The organism is Chengkuizengella axinellae (assembly GCF_030730905.1).
Classification (GTDB): Bacteria; Bacillota; Bacilli; order Paenibacillales; family KCTC-33759; genus Chengkuizengella; species Chengkuizengella axinellae.
The window spans coordinates 106364-129680 of sequence record NZ_JAVAMP010000013.1 but is presented as its reverse complement, the minus strand read 5'-3'; the positions used below and the strand labels follow the sequence as shown (position 1 = coordinate 129680).

The 23317-nt window shown below is 34.7% G+C and carries 24 protein-coding genes and 5 tRNA genes; 17 read left to right on the top strand and 12 right to left on the bottom strand.

Going from position 1 to position 23317, the window contains the following annotated elements; translation table 11 throughout:
* Positions 1 to 156 precede the first annotated feature (156 nt).
* On the bottom strand, positions 157 to 387 hold the full coding sequence (locus Q5Y73_RS19765) for a hypothetical protein (protein WP_305993639.1): 231 nt from the start codon (positions 385 to 387) through the stop codon (positions 157 to 159).
* Positions 388 to 537: 150 nt separating this feature from the next.
* On the opposite strand from Q5Y73_RS19765, the gene Q5Y73_RS19760 reads away from it, so the two are divergent.
* Entirely contained in the window at positions 538 to 1020 is a 483-nt protein-coding gene (locus tag Q5Y73_RS19760; RefSeq protein WP_305993638.1) for a hypothetical protein, read from the top strand.
* 298 nt (positions 1021 to 1318) lie between these two features.
* Here Q5Y73_RS19760 and Q5Y73_RS19755 read toward each other — a convergent pair whose 3' ends face one another.
* The 4 genes from Q5Y73_RS19755 to Q5Y73_RS19740 all read right to left on the bottom strand — a co-directional run bounded on the left by Q5Y73_RS19755 (position 1319) and on the right by Q5Y73_RS19740 (position 4044).
* Positions 1319 to 2362 carry an MBL fold metallo-hydrolase gene (locus tag Q5Y73_RS19755; protein WP_305993637.1) on the bottom strand — a complete coding sequence of 348 codons (1044 nt, stop codon included), beginning with the start codon at positions 2360 to 2362 and terminating at the stop codon, positions 1319 to 1321.
* A gap of 504 nt (positions 2363 to 2866) precedes the next feature.
* Positions 2867 to 3145 carry a GNAT family N-acetyltransferase gene (locus tag Q5Y73_RS19750; protein ID WP_503366724.1) on the bottom strand — a complete coding sequence of 93 codons (279 nt, stop codon included), beginning with the start codon at positions 3143 to 3145 and terminating at the stop codon, positions 2867 to 2869.
* Positions 3146 to 3171: 26 nt separating this feature from the next.
* Complete coding sequence (locus Q5Y73_RS19745; RefSeq protein WP_305993635.1) at positions 3172 to 3573, bottom strand: (4Fe-4S)-binding protein; 402 nt, start codon at positions 3571 to 3573, stop codon at positions 3172 to 3174.
* A gap of 21 nt (positions 3574 to 3594) precedes the next feature.
* Positions 3595 to 4044 (bottom strand): MarR family winged helix-turn-helix transcriptional regulator, encoded by a 450-nt coding sequence (locus tag Q5Y73_RS19740; RefSeq protein WP_305993634.1) that lies wholly within the window; start codon positions 4042 to 4044, stop codon positions 3595 to 3597.
* A 120-nt stretch (positions 4045 to 4164) separates the two neighbouring features.
* Between Q5Y73_RS19740 and Q5Y73_RS19735 the strand changes: the two genes are divergently transcribed.
* Complete coding sequence (locus Q5Y73_RS19735; protein WP_305993633.1) at positions 4165 to 5256, top strand: low temperature requirement protein A; 1092 nt, start codon at positions 4165 to 4167, stop codon at positions 5254 to 5256.
* A 185-nt stretch (positions 5257 to 5441) separates the two neighbouring features.
* Here the strand turns inward: Q5Y73_RS19735 and Q5Y73_RS19730 are convergent, their stop codons facing one another.
* From Q5Y73_RS19730 to Q5Y73_RS19720, 3 genes are all read right to left on the bottom strand, one after another.
* The gene (locus Q5Y73_RS19730) at positions 5442 to 6536 is read right to left on the bottom strand and encodes a Ger(x)C family spore germination protein (protein ID WP_305993632.1); all 1095 of its coding nucleotides are present in this window, start codon (positions 6534 to 6536) and stop codon (positions 5442 to 5444) included.
* 81 nt (positions 6537 to 6617) lie between these two features.
* Positions 6618 to 8027, bottom strand: a complete 1410-nt coding sequence (locus Q5Y73_RS19725; protein ID WP_305993631.1) for a spore germination protein — start codon at positions 8025 to 8027, stop codon at positions 6618 to 6620.
* A gap of 20 nt (positions 8028 to 8047) precedes the next feature.
* Positions 8048 to 9085 carry a GerAB/ArcD/ProY family transporter gene (locus Q5Y73_RS19720; protein WP_371320243.1) on the bottom strand — a complete coding sequence of 346 codons (1038 nt, stop codon included), beginning with the start codon at positions 9083 to 9085 and terminating at the stop codon, positions 8048 to 8050.
* 181 nt (positions 9086 to 9266) lie between these two features.
* On the opposite strand from Q5Y73_RS19720, the gene Q5Y73_RS19715 reads away from it, so the two are divergent.
* The 5 genes from Q5Y73_RS19715 to Q5Y73_RS19695 all read left to right on the top strand — a co-directional run bounded on the left by Q5Y73_RS19715 (position 9267) and on the right by Q5Y73_RS19695 (position 14802).
* Positions 9267 to 10316 (top strand): LolA family protein, encoded by a 1050-nt coding sequence (locus tag Q5Y73_RS19715; RefSeq protein ID WP_305993629.1) that lies wholly within the window; start codon positions 9267 to 9269, stop codon positions 10314 to 10316.
* Positions 10317 to 10430: 114 nt separating this feature from the next.
* On the top strand, positions 10431 to 11597 hold the full coding sequence (alr, locus tag Q5Y73_RS19710) for an alanine racemase (RefSeq protein WP_305993628.1): 1167 nt from the start codon (positions 10431 to 10433) through the stop codon (positions 11595 to 11597).
* 266 nt (positions 11598 to 11863) lie between these two features.
* Positions 11864 to 12115, top strand: a complete 252-nt coding sequence (locus Q5Y73_RS19705; protein ID WP_305993672.1) for a CopG family ribbon-helix-helix protein — start codon at positions 11864 to 11866, stop codon at positions 12113 to 12115.
* A gap of 3 nt (positions 12116 to 12118) precedes the next feature.
* The gene (locus Q5Y73_RS19700; RefSeq protein WP_160648047.1) at positions 12119 to 12469 is read left to right on the top strand and encodes a type II toxin-antitoxin system PemK/MazF family toxin; all 351 of its coding nucleotides are present in this window, start codon (positions 12119 to 12121) and stop codon (positions 12467 to 12469) included.
* 101 nt (positions 12470 to 12570) lie between these two features.
* A complete protein-coding gene (locus Q5Y73_RS19695; protein ID WP_371320242.1) occupies positions 12571 to 14802 on the top strand; it encodes a Tex family protein in 2232 nt (743 codons plus the stop codon).
* A 117-nt stretch (positions 14803 to 14919) separates the two neighbouring features.
* Here the strand turns inward: Q5Y73_RS19695 and cmpA are convergent, their stop codons facing one another.
* Entirely contained in the window at positions 14920 to 15039 is a 120-nt protein-coding gene (gene cmpA, locus Q5Y73_RS19690) for a cortex morphogenetic protein CmpA (RefSeq protein WP_305993627.1), read from the bottom strand.
* 150 nt (positions 15040 to 15189) lie between these two features.
* Positions 15190 to 15543 (bottom strand): hydrolase/acyltransferase, encoded by a 354-nt coding sequence (locus Q5Y73_RS19685; RefSeq protein WP_305993626.1) that lies wholly within the window; start codon positions 15541 to 15543, stop codon positions 15190 to 15192.
* Positions 15544 to 15763: 220 nt separating this feature from the next.
* On the opposite strand from Q5Y73_RS19685, the gene Q5Y73_RS19680 reads away from it, so the two are divergent.
* The 6 genes from Q5Y73_RS19680 to Q5Y73_RS19655 all read left to right on the top strand — a co-directional run bounded on the left by Q5Y73_RS19680 (position 15764) and on the right by Q5Y73_RS19655 (position 18252).
* Positions 15764 to 16237: a SprT family protein gene (locus Q5Y73_RS19680; protein ID WP_305993625.1), complete on the top strand. Its 474-nt coding sequence runs from the start codon at positions 15764 to 15766 to the stop codon at positions 16235 to 16237.
* Positions 16238 to 16255: 18 nt separating this feature from the next.
* Positions 16256 to 16331 (top strand) — tRNA-Asn (locus tag Q5Y73_RS19675).
* A gap of 1 nt (position 16332) precedes the next feature.
* Positions 16333 to 16423, top strand: a tRNA-Ser gene (locus Q5Y73_RS19670).
* A gap of 147 nt (positions 16424 to 16570) precedes the next feature.
* Positions 16571 to 17599 carry a stalk domain-containing protein gene (locus tag Q5Y73_RS19665; protein ID WP_305993624.1) on the top strand — a complete coding sequence of 343 codons (1029 nt, stop codon included), beginning with the start codon at positions 16571 to 16573 and terminating at the stop codon, positions 17597 to 17599.
* A gap of 239 nt (positions 17600 to 17838) precedes the next feature.
* A tRNA-Glu gene (locus tag Q5Y73_RS19660) sits at positions 17839 to 17913 on the top strand.
* A gap of 253 nt (positions 17914 to 18166) precedes the next feature.
* A tRNA-Leu gene (locus Q5Y73_RS19655) sits at positions 18167 to 18252 on the top strand.
* Between the two features lie 787 nt (positions 18253 to 19039).
* Here the strand turns inward: Q5Y73_RS19655 and Q5Y73_RS19650 are convergent.
* Together Q5Y73_RS19650 and Q5Y73_RS19645 are read right to left on the bottom strand one after the other, a co-directional pair.
* A complete protein-coding gene (locus Q5Y73_RS19650) occupies positions 19040 to 19273 on the bottom strand; it encodes a helix-turn-helix domain-containing protein (RefSeq protein WP_305993623.1) in 234 nt (77 codons plus the stop codon).
* A gap of 457 nt (positions 19274 to 19730) precedes the next feature.
* The gene (locus Q5Y73_RS19645; protein ID WP_305993622.1) at positions 19731 to 20252 is read right to left on the bottom strand and encodes a hypothetical protein; all 522 of its coding nucleotides are present in this window, start codon (positions 20250 to 20252) and stop codon (positions 19731 to 19733) included.
* Positions 20253 to 20549: 297 nt separating this feature from the next.
* On the opposite strand from Q5Y73_RS19645, the gene Q5Y73_RS19640 reads away from it, so the two are divergent.
* From Q5Y73_RS19640 to Q5Y73_RS19625, 4 genes are all read left to right on the top strand, one after another.
* Positions 20550 to 20626 (top strand) — tRNA-Asp (locus Q5Y73_RS19640).
* 267 nt (positions 20627 to 20893) lie between these two features.
* Positions 20894 to 21121 (top strand): hypothetical protein, encoded by a 228-nt coding sequence (locus Q5Y73_RS19635; RefSeq protein ID WP_305993621.1) that lies wholly within the window; start codon positions 20894 to 20896, stop codon positions 21119 to 21121.
* A gap of 252 nt (positions 21122 to 21373) precedes the next feature.
* On the top strand, positions 21374 to 22648 hold the full coding sequence (locus Q5Y73_RS19630) for an MFS transporter (protein ID WP_305993620.1): 1275 nt from the start codon (positions 21374 to 21376) through the stop codon (positions 22646 to 22648).
* Positions 22602 to 23219 carry a TetR/AcrR family transcriptional regulator gene (locus Q5Y73_RS19625; RefSeq protein ID WP_305993619.1) on the top strand — a complete coding sequence of 206 codons (618 nt, stop codon included), beginning with the start codon at positions 22602 to 22604 and terminating at the stop codon, positions 23217 to 23219. Before Q5Y73_RS19630 ends, Q5Y73_RS19625 begins: the two co-directional genes overlap by 47 nt.
* Positions 23220 to 23317 lie beyond the last annotated feature (98 nt).

The window sequence follows — 23317 nt, the reverse complement described above, 5'->3', positions numbered from 1 at the left end:
GCACAAGTAGAGATAGCAGCAGTTCTAATCTGATTATTCACGTTATCCAATATAACAATTCCTTCTTCAATATCAGTTATTGTACCCTCAAGGCTGCTTCATCAGCTACTTTGATCAACACTTCTGTTCCTCTTGGAAATGAGTTTAATAAATTGGTTATCGGCCCCTCACAACAAGCACATCCACCTTTGTGCTTTTTCGAATCGGTTTTAAATTAACTGTAAATGTTTGACCTACAGTAGTACTAGCGGAAGCTAAATTACAGACGGGAATGATTTCACCATCATCACCAAAAAGAATAAAGTTTTTAACCTCAGTAATTATAAATTGCTCTGAAGCTCTGCCAGTTGTGATAAATATTAACTCTCCCTGCCTTTCATATACCACTACTTTTTCAACTAATGTTTCTCTTACTCTTTGCCCTTGAAGCTGAGAATTGACAAATTTATGGTCAATACTATGGGCAATAAATACCCAGTCAAAACATCTCTTAACTACATATGCTATATTAACTTGAAATGAAAGGAGGTTATTTAAATGGGAGTTTTCGACAAAACAATCTGTGATTGTTGTGTATGTCCAATGCAAAGTATTCTAAAGCAATTGGAAGATAGATCCATTATGCTGAGAACTATAGTTGAAAATAGCCTTTCCAGTAACATTCCTAATGCCAATATACAATCTGTTGAAGGTTTTGTTCTTTTTACTGATAATGGAAATATACCTGTTCATTCTATTTTTTCCGTTGGTTTTGATTCCTTGTCTGATCCACTTACATTAAAACAACCTAAAAATGAGAAAAAAGGTAAATGTGCATGTATAGAGGACCCAGCAACTAACATGTTAAGTAATGAAATAAGTAATTTTGTGATTATTAGTGGTTTTATTAGGGGAACGGTTTCAAAGGTTGGAGAGGGAATCGTTATGTTAGAAAATGTAAGTGATAGTTTCGGAGATTCATATAACTTTGCCGTAGTTTCCACGTGTTCAGTAGGTACAGTTCAATTTGAAGCGAATTAATGAAAGGGAACACCTATATCATTTTAATATAACATACTGATGCAAAAAGACGGCAATAATAATCCGTCTTTTTGCATCAGTATGTTATATGACAATTACAAATTCCAAAATGGATCTGTTCTAACAGAAGGATCAAACTTCTCTTGGGGCTTTTATTATTTTTTAAGCATTTCTATAATTAGGTGCTCTGTCATCATCTATTGTTAATTGACTTATAGTTCCTCGACACTTTAAAATGCCCGAAAATACTTCTAATAAGAAGCATTTTCGGGCATGAACATATTGATATACTAATTCATTATTCAAGTCGTAACATATCAAGTATTTCGGAGATGTGTTGCCATGTATATATGTCAGCTCCACCGAGTCTATCGACCCATCTAGGAACAAGCTCTGCATTAGCCACTTTTATCACTTCATTATAATAAACATCCATGAGATACCAAGGGTTCTCAAATCCTACCTGTTGACCGATTTCAAATTGACTAACCTCTTGCATAGCACGTTTTGTAGTTTCAATTATGTCTTCGATGTATTCTATTTGAATTTCTACATCCTCACGTGTACCTAAGCGGGTAACATGACCAGAAACTAATGTGTCAAAGTCATATTCCAATATTTTATAGTGTGCATCTATCCACCCTGGAATATCTTCAGAAATAGCTAAATAACGAAAAGGCACCCAGCCTGGGAAAATGACATCCACAGCCATTAAAACTTTTTGGTCTGGCACGGAAATGAAAATATTTCCATCTTGATGATTCTGCCCCACATAATCTAACTCAATTTTTTTATCTCCAATTTGTATTCTTTGTTTATCACCTTTAAAAGTTCTTGTGGGGACAGGACGGTTAGGATCTTGTCTTTCTTCTAATATTTTTGCTGTTTCTTCATGAGCATAAATTTTTACATCATCAGGGAACATAGACGCTGAACCAATATGATCTTGGTGAGCATGAGTATAAATGACATATTTAATCGGCTCATCCGTTACTTCTTTGATTGCTTCTAAATACTTTTCTCCCAATGTTAGTGGAGCATCCACCGCTATAACTCCCTGTCCAGTAGTCATAAACATTGTACTGAAAATCCCATCCATTACAGCATAAATCCCATCGCCTATTTCCTCGACTATGTATCCTTTGTCCATAGGAATAGTCTGTCCTTTTGCAGCTTCAGGAAGTGGGGCAGGATATACTTGGTTATTGTCAACAAAAGCATTATCTGTAATTAAGTCTGCAATTTCATTGCCATTTTGAACATTATCATCATTGGCGAAAGAGGTTCCAAAAACACTAAAAATTAATAATATTGATAATAAAGAAAATAAATACTTTTTCATAATTGAATAACTCCATTTCTTAATTAAATTTATATTGAAAACTGGCCAGTTTAACAATCAATCATATAACAGCAAGTAAGTTGATAAAGTTACTTTATATAATTTACTATATTAAAGTAACTTACTTTATGAATGTATAATACTATAACTCATTTGTTTTTGCAAGATTAAAAATATTCTATTTATTTCATGAAATATTTTAAATAGTTCTATTGGTATTATTCACTCCCAGAACAGTTAAAGTCATAAATATACTAACTATAATAGCTTGATTTGGTTCTGAGGAAGTAATTTAGCGAGTTATAAATAACTATAATAGGGCGCTAAGAGAAGTTGATCCATCTGAATAGACTATTAATTGGTGGCGTATTGAATTTTTCACTTTCTCATGCTGTAAGACTCCCTCTTCTTCAAGGGGGAGATAACAGCATAATTTCACCTGATAAGGTCATTTAACTTTCAGCGGGAGATAAAAACGCCCACTGAAAGAAAGATTCTCTTTATTTATTTCTCTAAAACATCAACATATTCTTTCTTCTGATCAAACTGTCTTTTAGCAAAAGGACAAAGAGGAATAATCGTTTTATTTCCTTCCCTAGCATATTCCACTACTTTTTCAACTAAAGCTTCTCCCACTCTTTGCCCTCGAAGCTGAGGATCAACGAATGTATGGTCGATAATAAGTCGTTTGTTGCCAGATGGGACAAAAGTAATTTCCGCTACATTTTGTCCATCATTTTCAATATAAAATTTGTTTTCCCCTTTTAAAATGATTACCATCATCTGTATCATCCTCATAAAGTTGTATTTTATTTCTGGTGGCTGTTATCACAAAAAGGTTTGTTTTTAGATAATCCACATCCACATAAAGCTGCGCGATTACATTGAACTTCCTCTTCGCCTTGCTTAATGGATAGGTTTCCTCTGACAAAAAGGGTGCCGTTTGCACTCTCTTCAATTGAAGTTAACGGCTTCGGTTTTTCTTGTTCCTGTCCATCCTTACGGGTGTATTTCAAAGCACCACTTGGACATCTTTCAATCACTTCCGCTATTTTATCTGCAGTCTCAGCATCAGCATTAATCCATGGTTTGTTTTTTAAATTGAAAACATTGGGTAAACCACGCACACATTTTGCTGCATGTATACATCTTTCACGATTAAAAGTAACATCAATGTGTTCCCCAGTGTACTTTTTTAGATTTGTTGTCATAGTAGTATATCTCCTAATGTATTATTCATCTTCAAGCTTTTTTATTAAGTAAAGCAGCTGCTTTTGTTCTTCTCTAGTCAATCGACTAAATTGACTTGCACGGAGTTGTCCTTGTTGCGGCACAACCTCATCATAAAGATGCCTTCCTTTTTCTGTAAGTGAAATGTATTTATTTTTCTTTTCTTTCTCTCGTACAATGAGATTCGCATCCTCCATTTTTTTTAACAATAGAGTAATATTCCCTTTTGTGACAAGCGATCGTTTTGCTAAGTCCTGCTGTGTTAGTCGTCCATGAGTATATGAACCAACTTGAGCTATTACATCAAATTGGGCAGTGGATAAATTCCATTGATTTAGAAATTGGTTGGATTCGCGGGAGTTTTTATTAAAAAAACGCACAATTCGAATCCATAATAATAAACCTAAGCGTTTGTCCTTATCATTTAATAATTTTTTGTCTTTTTCATTCATAGTGGTATCTCCCTACTGTATTGATAGTTTAGTACTAAACTGTTATAATGTCAAACAAGTATAAATTGAAAGTGTAATAACCATTATAATTATATCCAAATAGTCATAGGGGGTTAAAGGATGCATGAAAAAAGGGTAACATGGCTGGAGCTTTTTTATGATCTTGTCTTTGTTGTGGCTATTGCAACTGCAACACATGTACTTTTACATGTTGAAGAAGGAGTTATTCATGCAGAGTATTTATTAAAGTTTGTATTAATGATGATTCCTATTTGGGGAGCATGGGCAGGACAAACGCTATTTATTAATCGGTTCGGTGAAGATCTGATACATCAACGGGTATTTATGATCATTCAAATGTTCTTTACGCTTATTATGATTTCAAGTTTGTCTGTTGATTTTGATGAGTATTATTATTCATTTCTTTTTGGTTATTTAGGGCTTCGGATTATTACAGTTAGTCAGTACTTTGTTGCTCGGAAACGTGAAGAAGGGGATCGCAAAAAAGTTGCACAATATTTGGGAACTTCTTTTTGGATTGGCCTCATGATTTCTGCCTTATCCATCTTTTTCGATTCTTGGGTCAGATATTTAATCTTTTATTTGGGAATTTTTGTGGATATCGCCCTTCCTATATTCGGAAGGAAATATTTAATTAAACATCCAATAAATATTGCTCATTTATTAGAACGTTTTGGACTGTTTACCATCATTCTCTTTGGTGAATCTATTGTAAGTGCTCTTTCTATATTAGATCCTAAAGATGGTGATTTATATTCTATTTCGTTTTCAGCTGTATCGTTTATAGTGATTATTTCAATGTGGTGGCAATATTTTGATAATTTAGAGAAAAAGGTGGATAAAACATTAAAAACAGCAGGACAAGCGATTATTTTTGGTCATCTGCTCATTTTTACTTCTTTAAGTATGGTAGCTGTTTCACTGCAATTGTTATACTTATATGAGGTGAATTATTATTTCATGGTATTTTTTGTGTTTGTATCGGTTGTATTATATTTCTTAGCTACAACCTTAGTTTTTCACCAATACAGACATGTTAACCATCGATTAAAGATCCATCATTTAGGATTGTTTGTAGGCATTTTGTCTTTATTTTTTATTATTGATTTAATATTGATTGTACCGAATATTTTAATCGTAGTTCAGCTTGCTATTTTCTTTATTATTTATGCTTATGTAACTACTCGATAAAGCAATGGTTATGTTAAAAACATCTAGAAATATTTAAAAAGGGATTAGGTATCCACTGAAATTGTGAAACGGCTTAGTTTTCAGCACTAAATGTGTTAATCGTGTTTATCTGACATTTCTGCTTTGTGCAACGGTGCGGAAGTGGATGCCTACCTACTCTCTAAAAAACACTAATAAATAATTAATTAAAAATCCATCAAAGACATATTGATGATTTCAACAGAAATATGAGGCTCAATTAAAATTGAAGGATACTGTGTTTCCCAATCTAGTGTTTTCCAAACCTCTGGATAATAAGCTCTTAATTCTCGACCAAATCCAAAAACGTCACAATTTGCCTCTTGTAAAGTTTGTATAATTCCCTTTGCTTTTTCTGTAAAATGGTTTTCAAGTATTTTGTTTAAACTGGATTCATGTTTAGCATATTGATTTACATTCGAAGTTTCTTGAATAAATACCTGTAATGATAAATCGATGGACGCTTTAATTTTTCCACTATTTACTCTGTCGATGTTGATTTCACTTTTGCTCTTTTTAATTTCAGAAAGAACATAAAAAGGGGCATCAAATTCAGTGATTTGAACTTCAATTCGTGCGCGTGTTCCTTTTTGGTTGGCCATTAATAATAAGAAGGTTGCATCACCATCAAGTAAGGTGCTGCCTGAATACTTTTTATCATGAAATAATGCTATGCCTGAAATTTTTAATTTGTTCTGTTTGATGGTTAAATAGGGAAGTGTAAAGTCCATAGCAGGATCATATAAAAGAGGTAAAAGCTTTTGTAAGTTAGTGGATGTTGTTATCGTATCATAAGCTGCATCTTCTAATAGACCAGCTGTATATTTATAATCATTTTTTGTTTCTATGATTTCAAAAACTTGGTGCATCTCTTCATCTGTGACGATTGGAATCAGTTTTAATACATTAGACGAAGACACATAATCAACACTAAATAATGATAACAGTTCAATTTCTTTGGCAACTTCACTGCTCATAACAGTGTACAAAATGTCAGAAACTGAATTTGTTCCCCCTGTAAACTGATTAGCAATCAGCGTATTTCCTTGCAGTGTCCCTGCTTCAGCTACAACTACATCGATTTTTTGTTTTCCTTCTTCTTCAGAAACGAACGCAGTTCTTACAATAAGTTTATCTTCCTTCTTCTCAACTCCTTCACCAATAACAATAAATAATTCATTTAATAAACGTTGATCCCAGCATCCATTCAGTAAGAATATAAACAACAATAGCACAAATGATTGAGCATATCTTTTTAACACATGAACCCCCACTTTTCTTGTACCTTGAAGTATTAAGTCACATGAGCATAGGTTTCAGCTCGTCCAATCTATGAGATTTCTTTAAGTTTTAGTTGAAATTCCAATTAAATGATCGAATGAAAAATAGGGCTTTCCGTAAGATTGTAATGTACAGAGATGAATCATAACGAATACAATCCCAAATGTCATTCCTGTTAGACCTAATAATGACGCAGCGGCCATCATTGGGAAACTGATTAAACGGATGGTAACTCTCATCTCATTATATGGACCCACAAATGTAGCAATACCTGTAAGAGCTATAATAATGATCATAAAATTTGAGACTAATCCGGCATCTACAATAGCATCACCTATAATTAAACCTCCAACAATCCCTACTGTTTCTGCGATAGGTCGTGGCAGACGTACAGCAGATTCTCGAAGGAGCTCTAAGGTAAGACTCATAAAAATAGCTTCAACAAAAGGAGTAAACGGCACGGTCTGAAGTGCATCTTGGATAGGCAATATTAGATCTAATGAAATCGTATCGAAGTTAAACGATACGACACTAATATAATAAGCTGGCAAAAGTATGGAAGCTGCCATGGCAAAGATTCGTATAAACGGATAGAATAAACTAACTAACCATCTAGAATTAAAGTCATCGGATGCTTGAAAGAAATCAAAAAAAGTAGCTGGCAAGATTAGTGCTCCTGGGTAACCATCCACTAACAATGCGGCTCTTCCTTTTAATAAAAGAGATGCAGTTTTATCTACTCTCTCTGTCCAGAGAAATTGGGGGAATGGAGTAAAGGGTATGTCCTCTAATAATTTCTGTAGTTCTCCTAAACCTTCTAATGCATCTATATTGATGTTTCGTATTTTGCTTTGAATTTTTTTAATCATTTTATCATCTGCCATATTATTCATATATAATAGCGCTAGTTTGTTTTTTGTACGTGTTCCGCAATGATGGTTTTTTACCGATAAATCAGGGTTTTTCAAAGAATTTCGAATAAGAGATAGATTTCTTGAAATGATCTCGACATAACTAATATGCGATCCAATGACGACTTGTTCTGCTTCAGAAGGGGAAACCTCACGTCCTAGAAGTTCTGAAACACTAATAATATAAGCTTCAGAACTAGATTCCAGAAAAATCACGCATTTCCCTTCCAACATTAAATCGATCACTTCATCCATAAAATCTGTTTTTTCAATTGAAACAAAGGATAGTACTTGCTCTAACTGATTTTCTTCTGCAGAACTTAGTGGTTCAATGATGCGTTCGGCAATATCAAATTGATGTACTAATGAATGAATATAAAACATAACCCCTGTTTTCTCGAGAAAATTTATTTTTTTTGAAGTTACGTCATCTGTATGGTTAAAAATCGAATCAATATGTGATTGGTTTTTAGATAAAATGGAAGATACTTTTGTTTGGTGTTTGGTGTTCTGTTTTGTTTGATGTTGTTTTTTGTTAAAAAATGTATGTAACAATTTCACTTTTTACACTCCCATATTCTCTACACTTTTTTCTTTTTGTTTTGAAATAGATAGGTGAAAAGCAGTAACAAGCTAGGGATGATCGCCACAAAAATAGTAATTACAAAGTTATTTATCATTTTTCCATCGAATAAAGAGGAAATAGCTAATAGAACAACAATGAACCCCAAATAATGAACGGCTTTTCGATGTTGATTTTTATGAAATACGTGTCCAACCCCTGAGGCAGAAAGGTATAAAAATGTGATGCAGGAAATAATTTTAAACACTAATCCAATGAGTACATAATATAAATCAATTCTTTGAATTAAACCTAGTGTGACGTCTCTTACCATAAAAGTGAGATGAAACTTGGCTGCTTTAAGAAGTTCAGGCCCAAGAACCGCTGAAGCTGAAAATATTAAAAAAGTAAAAAAACATATGCTGCAAATATTTGAAATAAGCATCGTACGCAGTTTTTGTGCAGATGAACCTTCAGTCTCCGAATATAACATGATAATAGCGATAAAGCCTGCCAAGGAACAAAATGATTCATAAGAAGCATTCAGAATTGCAGAGGTTCCAGAAGATCCAATGGGCAATATATTACGCAAGTCAAAATTTGAGTAAGTCACTGTTGCTAAGATAGGAAATAAAAAAATAAAAAAAATGGTAAAAGAATAGAATCGAATGATGGCTGAGATATTTTCTCTTGCGAGCAACACAGCTGCTAATGTCACAAGAATAATAGTAATGAATTTTGGAGTGAATGTAAGCATCCAATATTGCAATAACTCAGCAGCAGATAAAACCTCTAATGTGGCTAAATAAATAAAAAAAGCTGCGTATAAAAGACTCAATGTTTTTCCAAAAAAAGAACCAAGCGTTGAAGATAACAACGAATACCATGTTGAAGTTGGATACCTCTTTAATAAGAGCCAGAGGAGAATCGCTACGAACTGTATAATAAGTCCAGAAACAAGCACAGAAATCCAAGCGTCTTTATTTACCTCCGCGCTTAAAATTTGAACAATTCTAGCAGTTGCTAATGCAATTTGGCTTTGTACTAAAAAAATCAAAAGTTTTGTCCGAGTAATTGGATATGTTTTGCTTTCCATAAGTCTAAATTGTGCTTTTGCTTATTCTTTTATGCATTTTTACATAACAATCCTTCAAGCTTGTCAAGCTAGTCTGCATAATTGTCCAAGTTTCCACATAGACATGTATCAGTAAATTAAACTTTTTGTGGAGGGGATAAACATGCGTAAAATCACATGGGTTTTTATCATTGTGATAAGCGTGTCACTTATTTTGTCAGCATGCGGTGCGAGAGATGCAGATGACGTAGTGAACGATCTAGAAAAGAAAATTAAAGATATGGAAAGTTATCATGGAACGGGAACAATGACACTCAATACAGGAAATGAAGCACAGGAGTATCAATTAGAGGTCAGTTACAAATCTCCTCATTATTATCGTATTTCAATTACCAATACAGGTAGAGATGTGACACAAATTGTGCTGCGCAATGATGAAGGCGTATTTGTTCTTACACCACACTTGCAGAAGAGTTTCCGATTCCAAAGTGATTGGCCAGGGCAGCAAGGGCAAGTGTACTTATATGAAACGTTGGTGAATAGTATTATAACGGATACTGAAAGACAGTTCACAACAGATGATGAGCTGAAGGCATTTGTGTTTGATGTAGATGCTAATTACCAGAATCGTTCTTTAAACCGTCAAAAAATTTGGCTCAGCAAGGATGAATACAGTCCACAACAAGTAGAAATTTCTGATGAAAATGCTACAGTTCTTGTTTCAGTGAAGTTTAATGAGTTCGAATTTGATAAACAATTCGAGGACGATGCATTTGATATGCAGCGCAATTTGTCCATGTGGCAAATGAAATCATTACCTACATTTTTAGCGGAGCAGGAAACAGAAGGTGCAGAGGGTTCAGGTCCAACGAACCTATCATTTGGAGTCATTCAACCTAGCTATACCCCTGATGGTGTATCTATTTGGGATCTGAGAGAAATAGAACGTAATGATCAATTAGCTGTTCTAATCCGTTATGAAGGAGTTTATCAATATTCTATATTAGAGGAAAGACCTGATTCCAAAGATGTAAATCTTCCACAAGGTGAAATTATTGATTTAGGTTACACTATGGCTGTATTAACAGGTGAGCAGCAGAAAACACTAACCTGGATTTATGATGGGGTAGAATTTAAATTAACGACAGATAATTTGCCTAAGGAAGAAATGGTGAAGATTGCTCAGTCCGTAGAAGGACAAATTGGAAAATAAGTTCCAAAACTTGTTTGTTGTTTGTTCATTGACAGCCCTATCAGAAGCGATTAACATTAATTAGATAGGGATGATAGATCACAATCCTTATTGTGAGAAGAAGGTGAACATTCGATGGACTCATACTACCGCCCGACTTGGGCTGAAATTTCTTTAGACGCTTTACATCATAATTTAATAAGGTTTCAAGAGTTCCTACCGCATCAAATGGAGATCATGGCAGTGATTAAAGCAAATGCATATGGGCATGGTGCAGTTGAAGTAGCCAAACAAGCGATATCCAGTGGAGCTGGGTACTTAGCTGTTGCGTTTTTGGATGAAGCATTAGAGCTTCGTTCAGCGGGTATTACTGCACCTATCCTTGTTTTAGGATACATTCCATCGGATGCAATACACTTAGCCATCGAGCACAATATCACATTAACTGTTTTTCAGGATGAAATGATCGATGCGTTAAGTAAAATTAAAAAAGATAAACCAGTTAAAGTTCATATTAAAATAGATACAGGTATGGGACGTTTAGGTGTTCGATACGAAAATGATGCCATTCCATTTATTAAAAAAGTATTAAAATTAGATGATGTCATTGAAATTGAAGGAATTTATACTCATTTTGCAAATGCAGATGAAGAAGATAAGACATACACTTTAGACCAATATAAACATTTTAAATCTATTGTTGATTATTTTGAAGATAAGAATATTCACTTTTCTAAAATTCATACAGGGAATAGTGCTACAGCAATTGATTTGCCTGATTGTTCATATAATATGGTAAGACTAGGGATTAGTATGTATGGAATTTACCCATCTGCAGAAGTAGATCATCAACAAATAGATCTCAAACCTGTGATGAGCTTAAAAACAAAAGTAGTTATGTCGAAAGTATTGCCTCCTCATTCTGGAATCAGCTATGGAACGAAGTACTTTACTAAAGATGATGAACAAATCGCAACATTGCCAATTGGTTATGCTGATGGATATTCACGTATGTTGACTGGAAAAGCTGATGTTTTGATTAGAGGGAGAAGAGTACCTGTTATTGGTACGATTTGTATGGATCAATGCATGATTAATGTCACCGAATTGGAAGATGTAAAATCTGGTGAAGAGGTTGTTTTGTTTGGTAAACAAGGAAATGAACAAATTCCTGTAGAGGAATTGGCTGAACAGTTGGATACCATTAATTATGAAATCGTCTGTATGCTCTCTCATCGAGTTCCAAAAGTATATGTTAAACATGGTGAAATAGTAATGGTGCATAATGGTCTGCACTTATGACGAGTAATTACCAATATTTACTATGCATAAAATGAAGAATCTTGAAGGAATTTCGTTTATTTGATCGAATATATATTACAAGGATTAAAATAACCTTAAAAATGTACGATTTTTTGTTATGGCTAGCATACTTGATATATCAAATGCATATATTATCTCTTGTATAAAATTGCTTGATATACGCCATAATGGTATTATTGGTTTGGAAATGTTTTGGAGGTGTGAGATTGGTGTCCAACGCACATAACACGAACACTAAAAGGATTATGATAAGTTTACCTGATCATTTATTACAAGAGGTTGACGGAATCGTAGAACAGGAACGATCCAATCGCAGCGAATTTATTCGACAAGCAATGAAAGTATACCTCATGGAACGTAAAAAAAGACATATTCGCGAGACGATGCAGCGCGGATATATGGAAATGGCAAAAATCAATTTGAATATGGCATCGGAGGCTTTTCAAGCGGAGGAAGAAGCGGACAATACTGTTGACCGTTTAGTGAGCGGGGTGTAGCTCTTGATAGTTAAACGCGGGGATGTGTTTTATGCCGATTTATCACCCGTAGTAGGATCTGAACAAGGTGGAGTCAGACCTGTTATTGTGATACAAAATGATATAGGTAATCGTTTTAGCCCGACTATTGTAGTTGCCGCAATTACTGCACAAATACAAAAGGCTAAACTACCAACACATGTTGAGATTGACGCAAAAACGCATGGGTTTGATCGTGATTCAGTCATATTATTAGAACAAATTCGTACCATTGATAAACAACGATTAACGGATAAAATTACTCATCTTGACGAAGAGACGATGCGTAAAGTGGATGAAGCCTTGCAAATTAGTGTAGGGTTAATTGAATTTTAATAGGATGACTTCAAAAAGCGAGGGCTTAAACCCTCGCTTTTTGTGGTTGTACATAACTTATAAATTAAAGGTTACAAATTTTTATACAGGAGCTGATCTTTTTGCCAGAGTATGAAACAGGAAATGAAACACAAGTAGTAATAGAAAAAAATGAACAAATCAATGAAGAAAAAGGGGAGCAAGTTCAAGAACGAATTCAGAAGCAAATCACAAAAGAACTTCAGATATCCTATCGTCAAGTCAAAACGACAGTTAGTTTATTAGATGAAGGGAATACAATTCCTTTTATAGCGAGGTATCGTAAAGAAAAAACCGGTGAACTGAATGAGGTTGCTCTACGAGAAATCCAAGAACGATTAACTTATTTGCGCAACCTAGAAGATCGAAAATTTGAAGTGATTCGTCTTATAGATGAACAAGGCAAATTGACAGATAAATTAAAGCAAGACATTATAAAAGCTGAAAAGCTCCAAATGGTAGAAGATCTGTATCGTCCATATAAGCAAAAGAGAAAAACTCGTGCTACTGTAGCTAAGGATCGAGGATTAGAGCCGCTTTCTCAATGGATGATGCTGCAGCTGCAGGAAGGATCTATCCAATCTGAAGCAGAGAAATATGTGGATCATGAAAAGGGGATAGAAAGTGCAGATGATGCCATACAAGGAGCAATGGACATTATAGCTGAAAATATCTCAGATGATGCACAGATTCGTGCTTGGATTCGTAAATTTACATATGATCAAAGTCAGATCGACGTAGAGGCAAAGGACAATGAAGCAGAATCCGTATATGAAATGTACTATGCATATCAGGAGCCCATTCGAAAAATGCCACCTCATAGAATTCTGGCCATTAATCGTGGAGAACGTGAGGGTTTCCTAAAGGTTCGTTTAGACGTACCTGTGGAAAGAATTTACGACTATATCATTAAACAAGTCATCATTAGAAAATCTATCGTATCAGATATTCTTCATCAAGTTATAGAGGATGCGTACAAACGACTCATTGCCCCATCCATTGAGCGAGAGGTAAGGAATGAGTTAACTGAAAAAGCGGAAGAGAAAGCGATTGATATTTTTGCAGAAAATCTTCACAGCTTGCTTCTTCAGCCTCCTATTAAAGGAACAAGTGTATTAGCAGTTGATCCTGCCTATAGAACCGGTTGTAAACTTGCTGCAATAGATGATACAGGCAAGATGTTGGATATAGCTGTAACTTATCCCACTCCTCCAGAAAATAAAATAACAGAAGCAAAAGCCAAGTTCAAAAAATTCATTTCACAGTACAGTATAGAATTAATTGCCATTGGAAATGGAACAGCATCAAGAGAAACGGAACAATTTGTAGCAGATTTAATTGGGGAGCTGCAAAAGTTAGATTTGAAATATATGATTGTCAATGAAGCGGGTGCAAGTGTATATTCTGCATCTAAACTAGCTCAAGAGGAGTTTCCAGATCTAGATGTTGCTGAGCGAAGCGCGATTTCAATTGGCAGAAGATTGCAAGATCCTTTAGCGGAGCTAGTAAAGATTGATCCTAAATCTATAGGTGTTGGACAATACCAGCATGATGTTTCACAAAAACGATTAGAGGAAAGCTTGAAGGTCATTGTAGAATCTGCGGTAAACCATGTAGGAGTGGATTTAAATACAGCTTCACCGTCTCTGTTATCCTATGTCTCTGGGGTTAACCAAACGATTGCAAGAAATATTGTAAAGTATCGTGAGGAGAATGGGAAATTTGGTAAAAGAGAGCAATTAAAGAAGGTGCCTCGCTTAGGCGCGAAAACGTTTGAGCAGTGTGTTGGTTTTATGAGAATCAGCGATGGAGAGAATCCACTAGACTATACTCCAATACATCCGGAGTCTTATAAAATAGTAGATCATCTGTTCAAAGAGCTTCAACTGGAGCCCAATCAAATGGATTCATCCCAATTTAAAAGCACTCTACAAGAACGTGATCCAGAGGAACTTGCAACTAAGCTGGACGTGGGTGTGCCAACGATGAAGGATATTATTGAAAGCTTGCAAAAACCAGGCAGAGACCCTCGTGAGGATCTCCCAGCTCCTATTTTAAGAACAGATGTCTTAAAGTTGGAGGATATCAAACCCGGAATGGAGCTCAAAGGAACAGTTAGAAATGTGATAGACTTTGGTGCATTTGTTGATATCGGTATTAAAAATGATGGGCTTGTGCATATTTCAGAGCTGAGCGATAAATTTGTTAAACATCCATTAGATGTCGTATCCGTTGGTGATGTTGTCACTGTATGGGTATTAAAAGTGGATGAGAAAAAAGGAAGAGTGAGCTTAACGATGAAGCAGAATGGTTAAGCTTCTATAGTGAAGTGTAAACTTATCCTAAAAATATTGATTGAATGAATAAAAACACCTGGTAACTATCGTGAAAAACGAATAGTTATCAGGTGTTTTTAAATGAAAGAATCCATATTATTCTGTTTTTTTCTCGAGTTGGTTGTAAAAAAACCAGCATTCATTCAACAGCTGAACTTTTCGTTTATCCTTATTTCGGTAAGCGCGTATTAATTGATTATAAAACCAATTTGGCATATCACAATCCACCTCCAAAAAGTTCTTATCCCGTAATAACTTACTTAAACTCTCTTTTTATTGGAGAAAATTTGAGTCAAAGGAAGAAATAGTGTATTAAAATTAATTTATGGGATCAGAGGCGGATTGTGCATGTCTGTATAATAAGTTTTAAGCTTCAACTTCTTCTTCATACCACTGTTCTAGCTGGGCTAGGAGAGCTCTTATTTCAGTAAGAAGAGAAATTAATGGATAGGAGGTTTCCTCTGTACTTGAAAACTCCTTTTCTAATCCAGACATATATGTTAAACCATCCGTAATCTTAATTCCTTCCTGAATGGATTCTAGGTTGTCACATTCAGCAATAGCGATAGGAAGTTTAGGTGCATTATCAGCTGTTAGCTTATCAAGTTCCTTATGTAGTCTACGATTTAATGCACTTAACTGATATGCATGAGTAGAAGGCATTTCTACAAATTCAATTTTTTCATCTAATTGCAAAATCACATATTTGAACTGAGTCATCAGTATTCCCCTCTCACGTTAAATCCTTTTACTTGACAGTTTAACTTAGTTATAAGTTAAAATTCAAGTATACACACTGAAAAAAAGTTGCAATAGTTTTGGGAGAATAGAATAACAAGCATTTGACTTCAAATCGGAGTATTTAATATTTCTTGTGTATAGTTAGCTAAGTATAGGTTGTATATAAATTGTAGGAAATTTTAGAAGCGGGGGAGATGTGTTGGACGATAAACAACTACAGAGCTGGATTGAGCAAATATCGCTTCAATTTTTTGGACGACCATTTTTACATAAAGCTACATTCAATCGTAGGCTGCGAGCTACTGGTGGCAGATACTTTATTAAATCTCACAATATAGATATTAGTTGGCAGTATTATCATCAATTTGGAAAAGAAGAGACTGAAAAAGTGATTAAACATGAACTTTGCCATTATCATCTGCATTTATTAAATAGAGGATACAAACATCGTGATGCTGATTTTAAACAATTATTAAAAGAAGTTGGAGGAACTAGATATTGCCGACCTTTAAATGATGCTCGGGCTAAAAAGGCTTACCGCTATCAATTAACCTGTTTAAAATGTGGGACAACCTACTTGAGAAAAAGAAAAATGGATGTCTCAAAATACGTCTGTGGAAAATGCAAAGGAAAATTGAAGTTAATCCCACTTGACTATAATCAAAAAACATGATAAATTATTTATTGTCCTTCCCTGATAGCTCAGTTGGTAGAGCACTCGGCTGTTAACCGAGTTGTCACAGGTTCGAGTCCTGTTCGGGGAGCCAAGGAGAGATACCCAAGTGGCTATAAGGGGCTCCTCTGCTAAGGGAGTAGTCGTGTAATGCGTGCGTGGGTTCGAATCCCACTCTCTCCGCCACTTATACATAAAGTAACCACTGACAAGTCAGTGGTTTTTTTGCGTTTATTTTTTGCAATATAAGATTTGAGATTAGTGCAACCTTTCTTGAAAAGATACCGTCTAGGATATGTCTAAATAAAATTTCTTGAAGGGAAGAAAAACATCATGAAACATGCAAAGCTGTTTAGTATCACTTTATTAGGTACACTTTTAACGATTGGAAATAGTACATATGCCAATACAGGAAACATAAATCCAATTTCTAATTTGAATGAAGAAGATTTTCAAATTGAACTTTATACAACTCAAAATATGCCATACAAGGTTGAAGTAAATGGAAGTTTTCTTTCTAATGAAGCAACTCCTTACTTAAACAAGAACAATATTTTGATGATTCCTTTAAGAGCTGTCGCCACTGCACTTGATTACGAGGTAATCTGGGATGATCAGCTAAAAACAGTAGAATTATTAAAAGAAAATAATAAGTTAGAGTTAATTATTGATCAAGAAATACAAAACTTCTCATACGAATTCAGATCAGGAATAGTTTATGTTGATATAGATTATATTAAGAGCAAACTGCTTGCTAGTCTTTCCATTTCTGATACAGGAATTGTATCAATTCAGGAGGTAGATCAAGATTCAGAACAAGATGTGAATACTGAAACAGGAGTAATTACTAGTATTTCAACTCAGAATGATCAAACGACCTTAGTTGAAATAAATGGGTTTGAATATGGTGTTTCGTTGGTCATTTCAGATCAAACTCAGATTATTTCTGAAGATGGAAAAAGATTAACTATCAACGACTTGTCTTTAGGTGCAGAAATTCAGGTAGAACATGATCTTATCATGACAATGAGTATACCTCCAATGACAAATGCACAAAAAATAATTGTGAATGGGACCGTGATAGATCAGCAGCAAGGTACAGTTGGAACGATTTCTGAAATGAAAATTGTAGATGAAGTACCTCAATTCACTGTATTAGGCCAAAAGATAGGGGAACATGGATATGATGAAATCAAACTAAATATTTCTGAAACTACAGTTATAATTAATTTAGAGGATCAGAAGGAACTCTCGTTTGATGAACTTAGTGAAGGTACAAAAGTATACGCTTTTTTTGGACCTAGAGTAACAAAAAGTTTACCTCCAATAGGAACAGCTGATGTCATTTTAATTGAAAGGTAAATTTATCACGAACACACTGTAAGACACAGCCTGATTTTTTTCCATGATATGCTCATCTAACTTTCAGTGGGAATATAAAAACGCCACTGAAAGTTAGGAATTTCTTTTTTAGTAAAGGATTTAACCATGTTACTAAATAATATAGTTAGACAAAGTTTAAAAAAAACAAAAAAAAATTTAAATTTTATCTAGACAAGATCTTTTGTATGAGTTATAATAATCCTTGTCGTCAAAAACATGGCCCGTTGGTCAAGCGGTTAAGACACCGCCCTTTCACGGCGGTAACACGGGTTCGAATCCCGTACGGGTCACCAACAAAATTGACATTAGGGATGAAGAATCCCAGGGTTCGTCGGAGTATAATCTTCAATAGAGATTACATCAAAGTCTCGAAATGAAATGGAGAGTATCCCGTACGGGTCACCAACAAAATTATCATCAGGCATATAATTTTCTAAAAGAGTACGGAAGGTTTATCGGATATATTCTTCGTCATCATGATTCAGTGAAACAAGAAGAATATTACCGTAAGATCACCGTTATTTTTTTTCTTATCAACCTTTTTATGCGGTCGTGGTGGAATGGCAGACACGCTACCTTGAGGGGGTAGTGGGCGTACGCCCGTGGAGGTTCGAGTCCTCTCGACCGCACCATACATATTAAACGTTAGAACCCTTTGTTTATAAGGGTTTTTTTGATGTTTTCTGTCGATGTTTCTTTTAGTGGTTTAATATATTCGAATGATAAAATACGGTAATGGGGACGAATTGGGAACCTCTTTTTTGTAAATGGATTTAACGAGTCGAATTTTTCCGCAGTTTGTCTGCTTATTTTTTTTGTAATATGAGCATAAGTATCTGTTGTTATTTTATAATTAGAGTGCCCAAGACGTTCTTGAATAAAAATTTAAAATCTAGGTTGATTTTTGGAGAGAATACTTTGAAATTTGGAATAGTAACTAAATTTGATACTCAGCTTAGAAAAATAAAATTAGAATCAGAAGATGATTCGAATGGATCAAGTTTAATGATATAGTGGGGTTTCATGATGCTTACCGACCTAGAGAGAAAAGGATTACGAATCTTATACAACTACTCAGATGCAAGACGCAGAATGCCAACCAGATTTTATTTATAGGTTAATTTTGACAAAGAAAGAACCACCAACCAAAGTCAGTGGTTAGGCTTCATCCCTAGTGAAACCATTTTCCATAAACAGCATACTAGTTTTGTCGTATAAAGTACTATTCTAGCATATTAAACTCCTAATATTTTACAAATTTATTTAACAGTAAGATAATAATTGCTCCATGTTTCTTTTTATTTTTAATTTTTTACATTTATTATTGCAAAAGTCTTGTTTCTTACTAAGCTTCTTTTTACAGTATAAACATTTCATTTATCATTTCCCCTTTTCATAAATTCCAAAATTGATAAGTTTTCATCCCCATAAATCTTTTTCTCTAACTTTAGGATCTATTTTCTTTGCATGCTTTATGACCTTATCCCTGGTTTTTTGTTGTGGCATGAAATCATCATCATTACATAAATTAGACATCGTATGTCTATGTATATTAGCCTCTTTGGAAAACTGAATTTGTGTGATCTTTTTTTTATCCAACCATTTCCCTAATCTTGTGCGTTTCCTACCTGTTTTTCCCCATGCTCCTAACATGCTATCACCTCTCTTATTTTTCATCATGGACAAAAACAAAAATTTTTATACTTTTTATGTACAAAAATTGTACATAATGGACAAGCCGTAACTCAGACACTGTTAACAAATGCGAAAAGATATTATCTATCTAATATGTAGGGAGCGAGTTAAATGGTTACGGTTGGTTTAGACATTGGAAGGACAAAACTAAAGTGAAATGGGAAGGAGGGTGGCATAAATCAAACCTAGTGATACAAATTAATCTAAAAGTTAGAACAAGAGGAGATCAATGTACATTTAACGGAAGAAGGGAGGGGACTACTAGAGGTTGAAGCCCTCCACCCCTACCGAACATAAACTAGTTGTTATGATGTCATGACATCTTCCAGTGTTGATACGTAAGTGGTTTTAATATAATGTAAGTGAGGTTACGTACATATTTAAGCCCTTTTTTAGACACCCATGGAAAAGTAAACTAACTTGTTGAAGTCATAGGAGGTCCTATGGCGTCTAACAAGCATGTAGAAGTTATAGCAAAGGGTGTGATTGGTATACCGTCGCCCATATCAATATTTTCTAATAAAACAATGCCTTCTCCAACATCTTTTACACCTGCTGATATAATGCCGTTAGGTCCTCCACCAGAAGGTATAGAGATGTTTGTTCCAATCTTACCTACTAACAAATTCGTCATCGGATCTTCACAACATGCGCATTCTCCACCGATGTCCTTTCGAACAGGTTTTAACTTAAAATTAGTTGGAAGAGTTTGAAAACCAACTGTAATTATTTTACATATTGCGATATCTATTTCCACACTCGTAGTTGCAATGAAATCTTTGATTTTTGTTAACGTAAAAGTTCCAAGGAGGATAGATATAGAACCAAGTGTAGTGACTATAACATTAATTTGAGTTTGCGGTTCGACCAACTGCTCTAAAACACTCTGCATCGGACAGGCGCAACAATCACAAATAGATTTGTTAAAGACTCCCATATTAACACGACCTTTTAGTTTTTAATAGTGTATTCAAATTGCAATTACGATGATTGGACGCGTGTACTGTATCGAGGAATATCCGCTAATGGGTACTTGAAATGTGACAGAGAATATCAAAAAAAACCTTATCAACAAGGGATATAACGCTACAAACGATTTTAAAATATTCTAATATTAGCGTACATTCATCTTAATTGGTGAGTATGTAAAATAAAAAAAAGCTTGACTGATAATCTAATATAGTATATATTTTTAATTGTCGCTTTTAGATTGCGATATGAAAATTTTACATATGGAGCTGTGGTGTAGAGGCCTAACATGCCTGCCTGTCACGCAGGAGATCGCGGGTTCGAATCCCGTCAGCTCCGCCACTAAAACAAGAACCAAGAAAGGTTCTTTTTTTGTTGCAAATGATGGGATGAAGAATCCAAGGGGTTCGTCAGAGCATAAGCTTCGAAAAGAAAACATCGCAGTCTCGAAACGAAGTGAAGAGTATCCCGTCAGCTCCGCCACTAAAACAAGAACCAAGAAAGGTTCTTTTTTTTTGTTCCTAAAAACCAAACAATGAATTGTGTTATTGCATATAGTCATGTACCTCTTATATAATAAGAACAAATGTTCTGAAAAAGGGTGATATGATGCTTACAGACTTAGAAAGAAAAGTATTAAGAATCCTCTATAATTTTTCCGCAACTAGAAGAAGAATGCCAACCATTCAAGAGTTAGAAATCAAAACAGGTAAAGGTGAAAAAACAGTTCGTTCAGTATTAAATGGACTTGTTAAAGATAAATATATAGAATGTCCAGATTCTAATACACAAAATATAAAAATTATAACAACTCGAGATTATGATTCTCCTTATTAAGAAGAAAATCAACATAGTAGATGATTTTTGATATGTTGAAGTCGATCTCTCATTACATTTGATCAATCATCTTCTAGACTAAAGTCTAGGAGATGATTTGGTCTTTAGCCCATATTGGAATCCAATGGAAAAAACTACAATAATAAAGTGAATAATGAAATATAAAATAAAAGGGTTGATTAACGACACTTATGTCGTTATAATTGAAAATGAAAAAGACAATAGTGTCGTTATTATTGGAGGGGAAGATCATTGGATGTACGTTTAGGGAAAAATAAAGGTTTTATCATTTTGATGATAGCTCAATTAATCTCTGGTCTTGGAGACTGGTTAAGTATTGTTGCGATCATTACTTTGGTAGGATTAAATTGGAATGCATCAGCTATGGAGATGTCTTTTATTATTTTGTGCTTGGCTGTGCCTATGGCTCTTTTAGGACCTATTGCGGGTACGGTTGCAGACCGAGTTAGTCGGAAAATGTTAATGATGATATCAGATTGGGTAAGAGCTGGACTTATTCTTTTACTTGCATTTGCTGATTCTATTTGGACAGTTTATGTTTGCTTGTTTTTAATTGGTATGTTATCGGCTGTATTTATTCCAGCCAAAAATGGAAAGCTGAAGGAATTGGTACATGAAAATCATATGAAAAGTGCAATGTCTATAACATCTATGATTGATTCGGGGACTAAGGTATTAGGACCTTTACTGAGCGGTTTGCTGGTAGCAGCTTTTGGAACAAAGCTCGTATTTTATATAGACTCAGCAACATTTATGATATCCGCGCTGCTCATCATCCTATTACCAAAAGGAGTTAATGTTATAAATGAGCAGAAGGATTTCAAAGAGTCTGGTACAACTTCTTTTAAAGAAGAGTTTTTAGAAGGGATGTCATTCATTAAAGGTAATCGTTTTTTTATGACTGGGATGTTGGTTTTAGGAATTAGCCTGCTTATTTTACAACTTTCAGATTCTCAAATTATCGTTTTAATCAGAGGATTATCTGATGTCTCTCCAGATTTGTTTGGGTATATTGTAACAGCAGCGGGACTGGGCATGTTCTTTTCTGGATTGTTATTGGCGAAAAAAACGGACTACAATACTCTTCAATTAATGTTTATTGGTGTTTGCGGAATTGGATTAGGATTTGGTATGATGGCTGTATTAACAGGACTAGATTTGGTACTATCTAGTATATGGGCACCAGCTATGGGGTTGATAGCAGGTTTTGCTGCTGGATTAGTATTTATCCCTTTTCAAGCGACTGTTCAAACTGATACACCTGTACATATGACAGGGAGAGTATTTGGTGTTATTAATAGTGTGACTACAACCGCGACTATCATTGGACCTTTATTAGGAGGTATGCTTGTGACTGTATTGGGTGTGATTCCAACATTTTTACTCACCGGATCTCTTTTAATCGCAACGTCAATTATTGGCTACACGTTTAAAAGTAAAATAGAGCGGGGGAAGATAGATGTCTCCGAAAGTCAGCAAGGAGCACAAGGAGCAGCGCCGAGCTAACATATTGAATGCAGCTAAGAACGTTTTTATTGAACTTGGTTATGAACATACAACAATGAAACACATCATGGATGAAACAGGTGTGAGCAGAGGTGGTTTATATCAATATTTTTCAAACAAAGAGGATGTGTTCGAATGCATTCTTGAAGAAGAATTAAACCATGAATCAATTGAAATCTCTGAGATATTAAAAGGGAGTGTTCAATCTTATTGGGATTTGTTGCTGGAATCCATTTATGGTGAAGAACGAAAACCAGATGATGAGATGGATCCTCTAGCCCCTTCAAAATTAGAGTTTTTCATAACGGGAAGAAATAATGACCGAAGAAAAGAATATTGTAAGAATCGTTATTACAATGGTTTTAAAATATATGCTGATATTATTGAGCAGGGACAACAAGATGGTGAATTCAGCGACAAGTTTGACAGCGAAGTGATAGCTAGATCCATTATTACGTTTATAGATGGATTATCTGTAGATCAATCTATATTATCAAAGGAAGATTTGAAATCGAAACAACAGTCTGTTTTGTTTTTGGAATATTTAAAAATGATCCTTGAAGTGAAATAAAAACTGTTAAACTATTTGTGAATGAAACAAACCAACACATCAAAAAAGTTGGTTTGTTTAGGTTCAGGTTTTCAATTTAATTAATAGTTAATATAACA

Excerpts from the sequence above, each read along its gene's own strand:
- Q5Y73_RS19760 (WP_305993638.1), top strand. The coding sequence starts at position 538 with ATGGGAGTTTTCGACAAAACAATCTGTGATTGTTGTGTATGTCCAATG.
- Q5Y73_RS19755 (WP_305993637.1), bottom strand. The coding sequence starts at position 2,362 with ATGAAAAAGTATTTATTTTCTTTATTATCAATATTATTAATTTTTAGT.
- Q5Y73_RS19750 (WP_503366724.1), bottom strand. The coding sequence starts at position 3,145 with ATGATGGTAATCATTTTAAAAGGGGAAAACAAATTTTATATTGAAAAT.
- Q5Y73_RS19745 (WP_305993635.1), bottom strand. The coding sequence starts at position 3,573 with ATGACAACAAATCTAAAAAAGTACACTGGGGAACACATTGATGTTACT.
- Q5Y73_RS19740 (WP_305993634.1), bottom strand. The coding sequence starts at position 4,044 with ATGAATGAAAAAGACAAAAAATTATTAAATGATAAGGACAAACGCTTA.
- Q5Y73_RS19735 (WP_305993633.1), top strand. The coding sequence starts at position 4,165 with ATGCATGAAAAAAGGGTAACATGGCTGGAGCTTTTTTATGATCTTGTC.
- Q5Y73_RS19715 (WP_305993629.1), top strand. The coding sequence starts at position 9,267 with ATGCGTAAAATCACATGGGTTTTTATCATTGTGATAAGCGTGTCACTT.
- alr (WP_305993628.1), top strand. The coding sequence starts at position 10,431 with ATGGACTCATACTACCGCCCGACTTGGGCTGAAATTTCTTTAGACGCT.
- Q5Y73_RS19705 (WP_305993672.1), top strand. The coding sequence starts at position 11,864 with ATGATAAGTTTACCTGATCATTTATTACAAGAGGTTGACGGAATCGTA.
- cmpA (WP_305993627.1), bottom strand. The coding sequence starts at position 15,039 with ATGCCAAATTGGTTTTATAATCAATTAATACGCGCTTACCGAAATAAG.
- Q5Y73_RS19685 (WP_305993626.1), bottom strand. The coding sequence starts at position 15,543 with ATGACTCAGTTCAAATATGTGATTTTGCAATTAGATGAAAAAATTGAA.
- Q5Y73_RS19665 (WP_305993624.1), top strand. The coding sequence starts at position 16,571 with ATGAAACATGCAAAGCTGTTTAGTATCACTTTATTAGGTACACTTTTA.
- Q5Y73_RS19650 (WP_305993623.1), bottom strand. The coding sequence starts at position 19,273 with ATGTTAGGAGCATGGGGAAAAACAGGTAGGAAACGCACAAGATTAGGG.
- Q5Y73_RS19645 (WP_305993622.1), bottom strand. The coding sequence starts at position 20,252 with ATGGGAGTCTTTAACAAATCTATTTGTGATTGTTGCGCCTGTCCGATG.
- Q5Y73_RS19635 (WP_305993621.1), top strand. The coding sequence starts at position 20,894 with ATGCTTACAGACTTAGAAAGAAAAGTATTAAGAATCCTCTATAATTTT.
- Q5Y73_RS19625 (WP_305993619.1), top strand. The coding sequence starts at position 22,602 with ATGTCTCCGAAAGTCAGCAAGGAGCACAAGGAGCAGCGCCGAGCTAAC.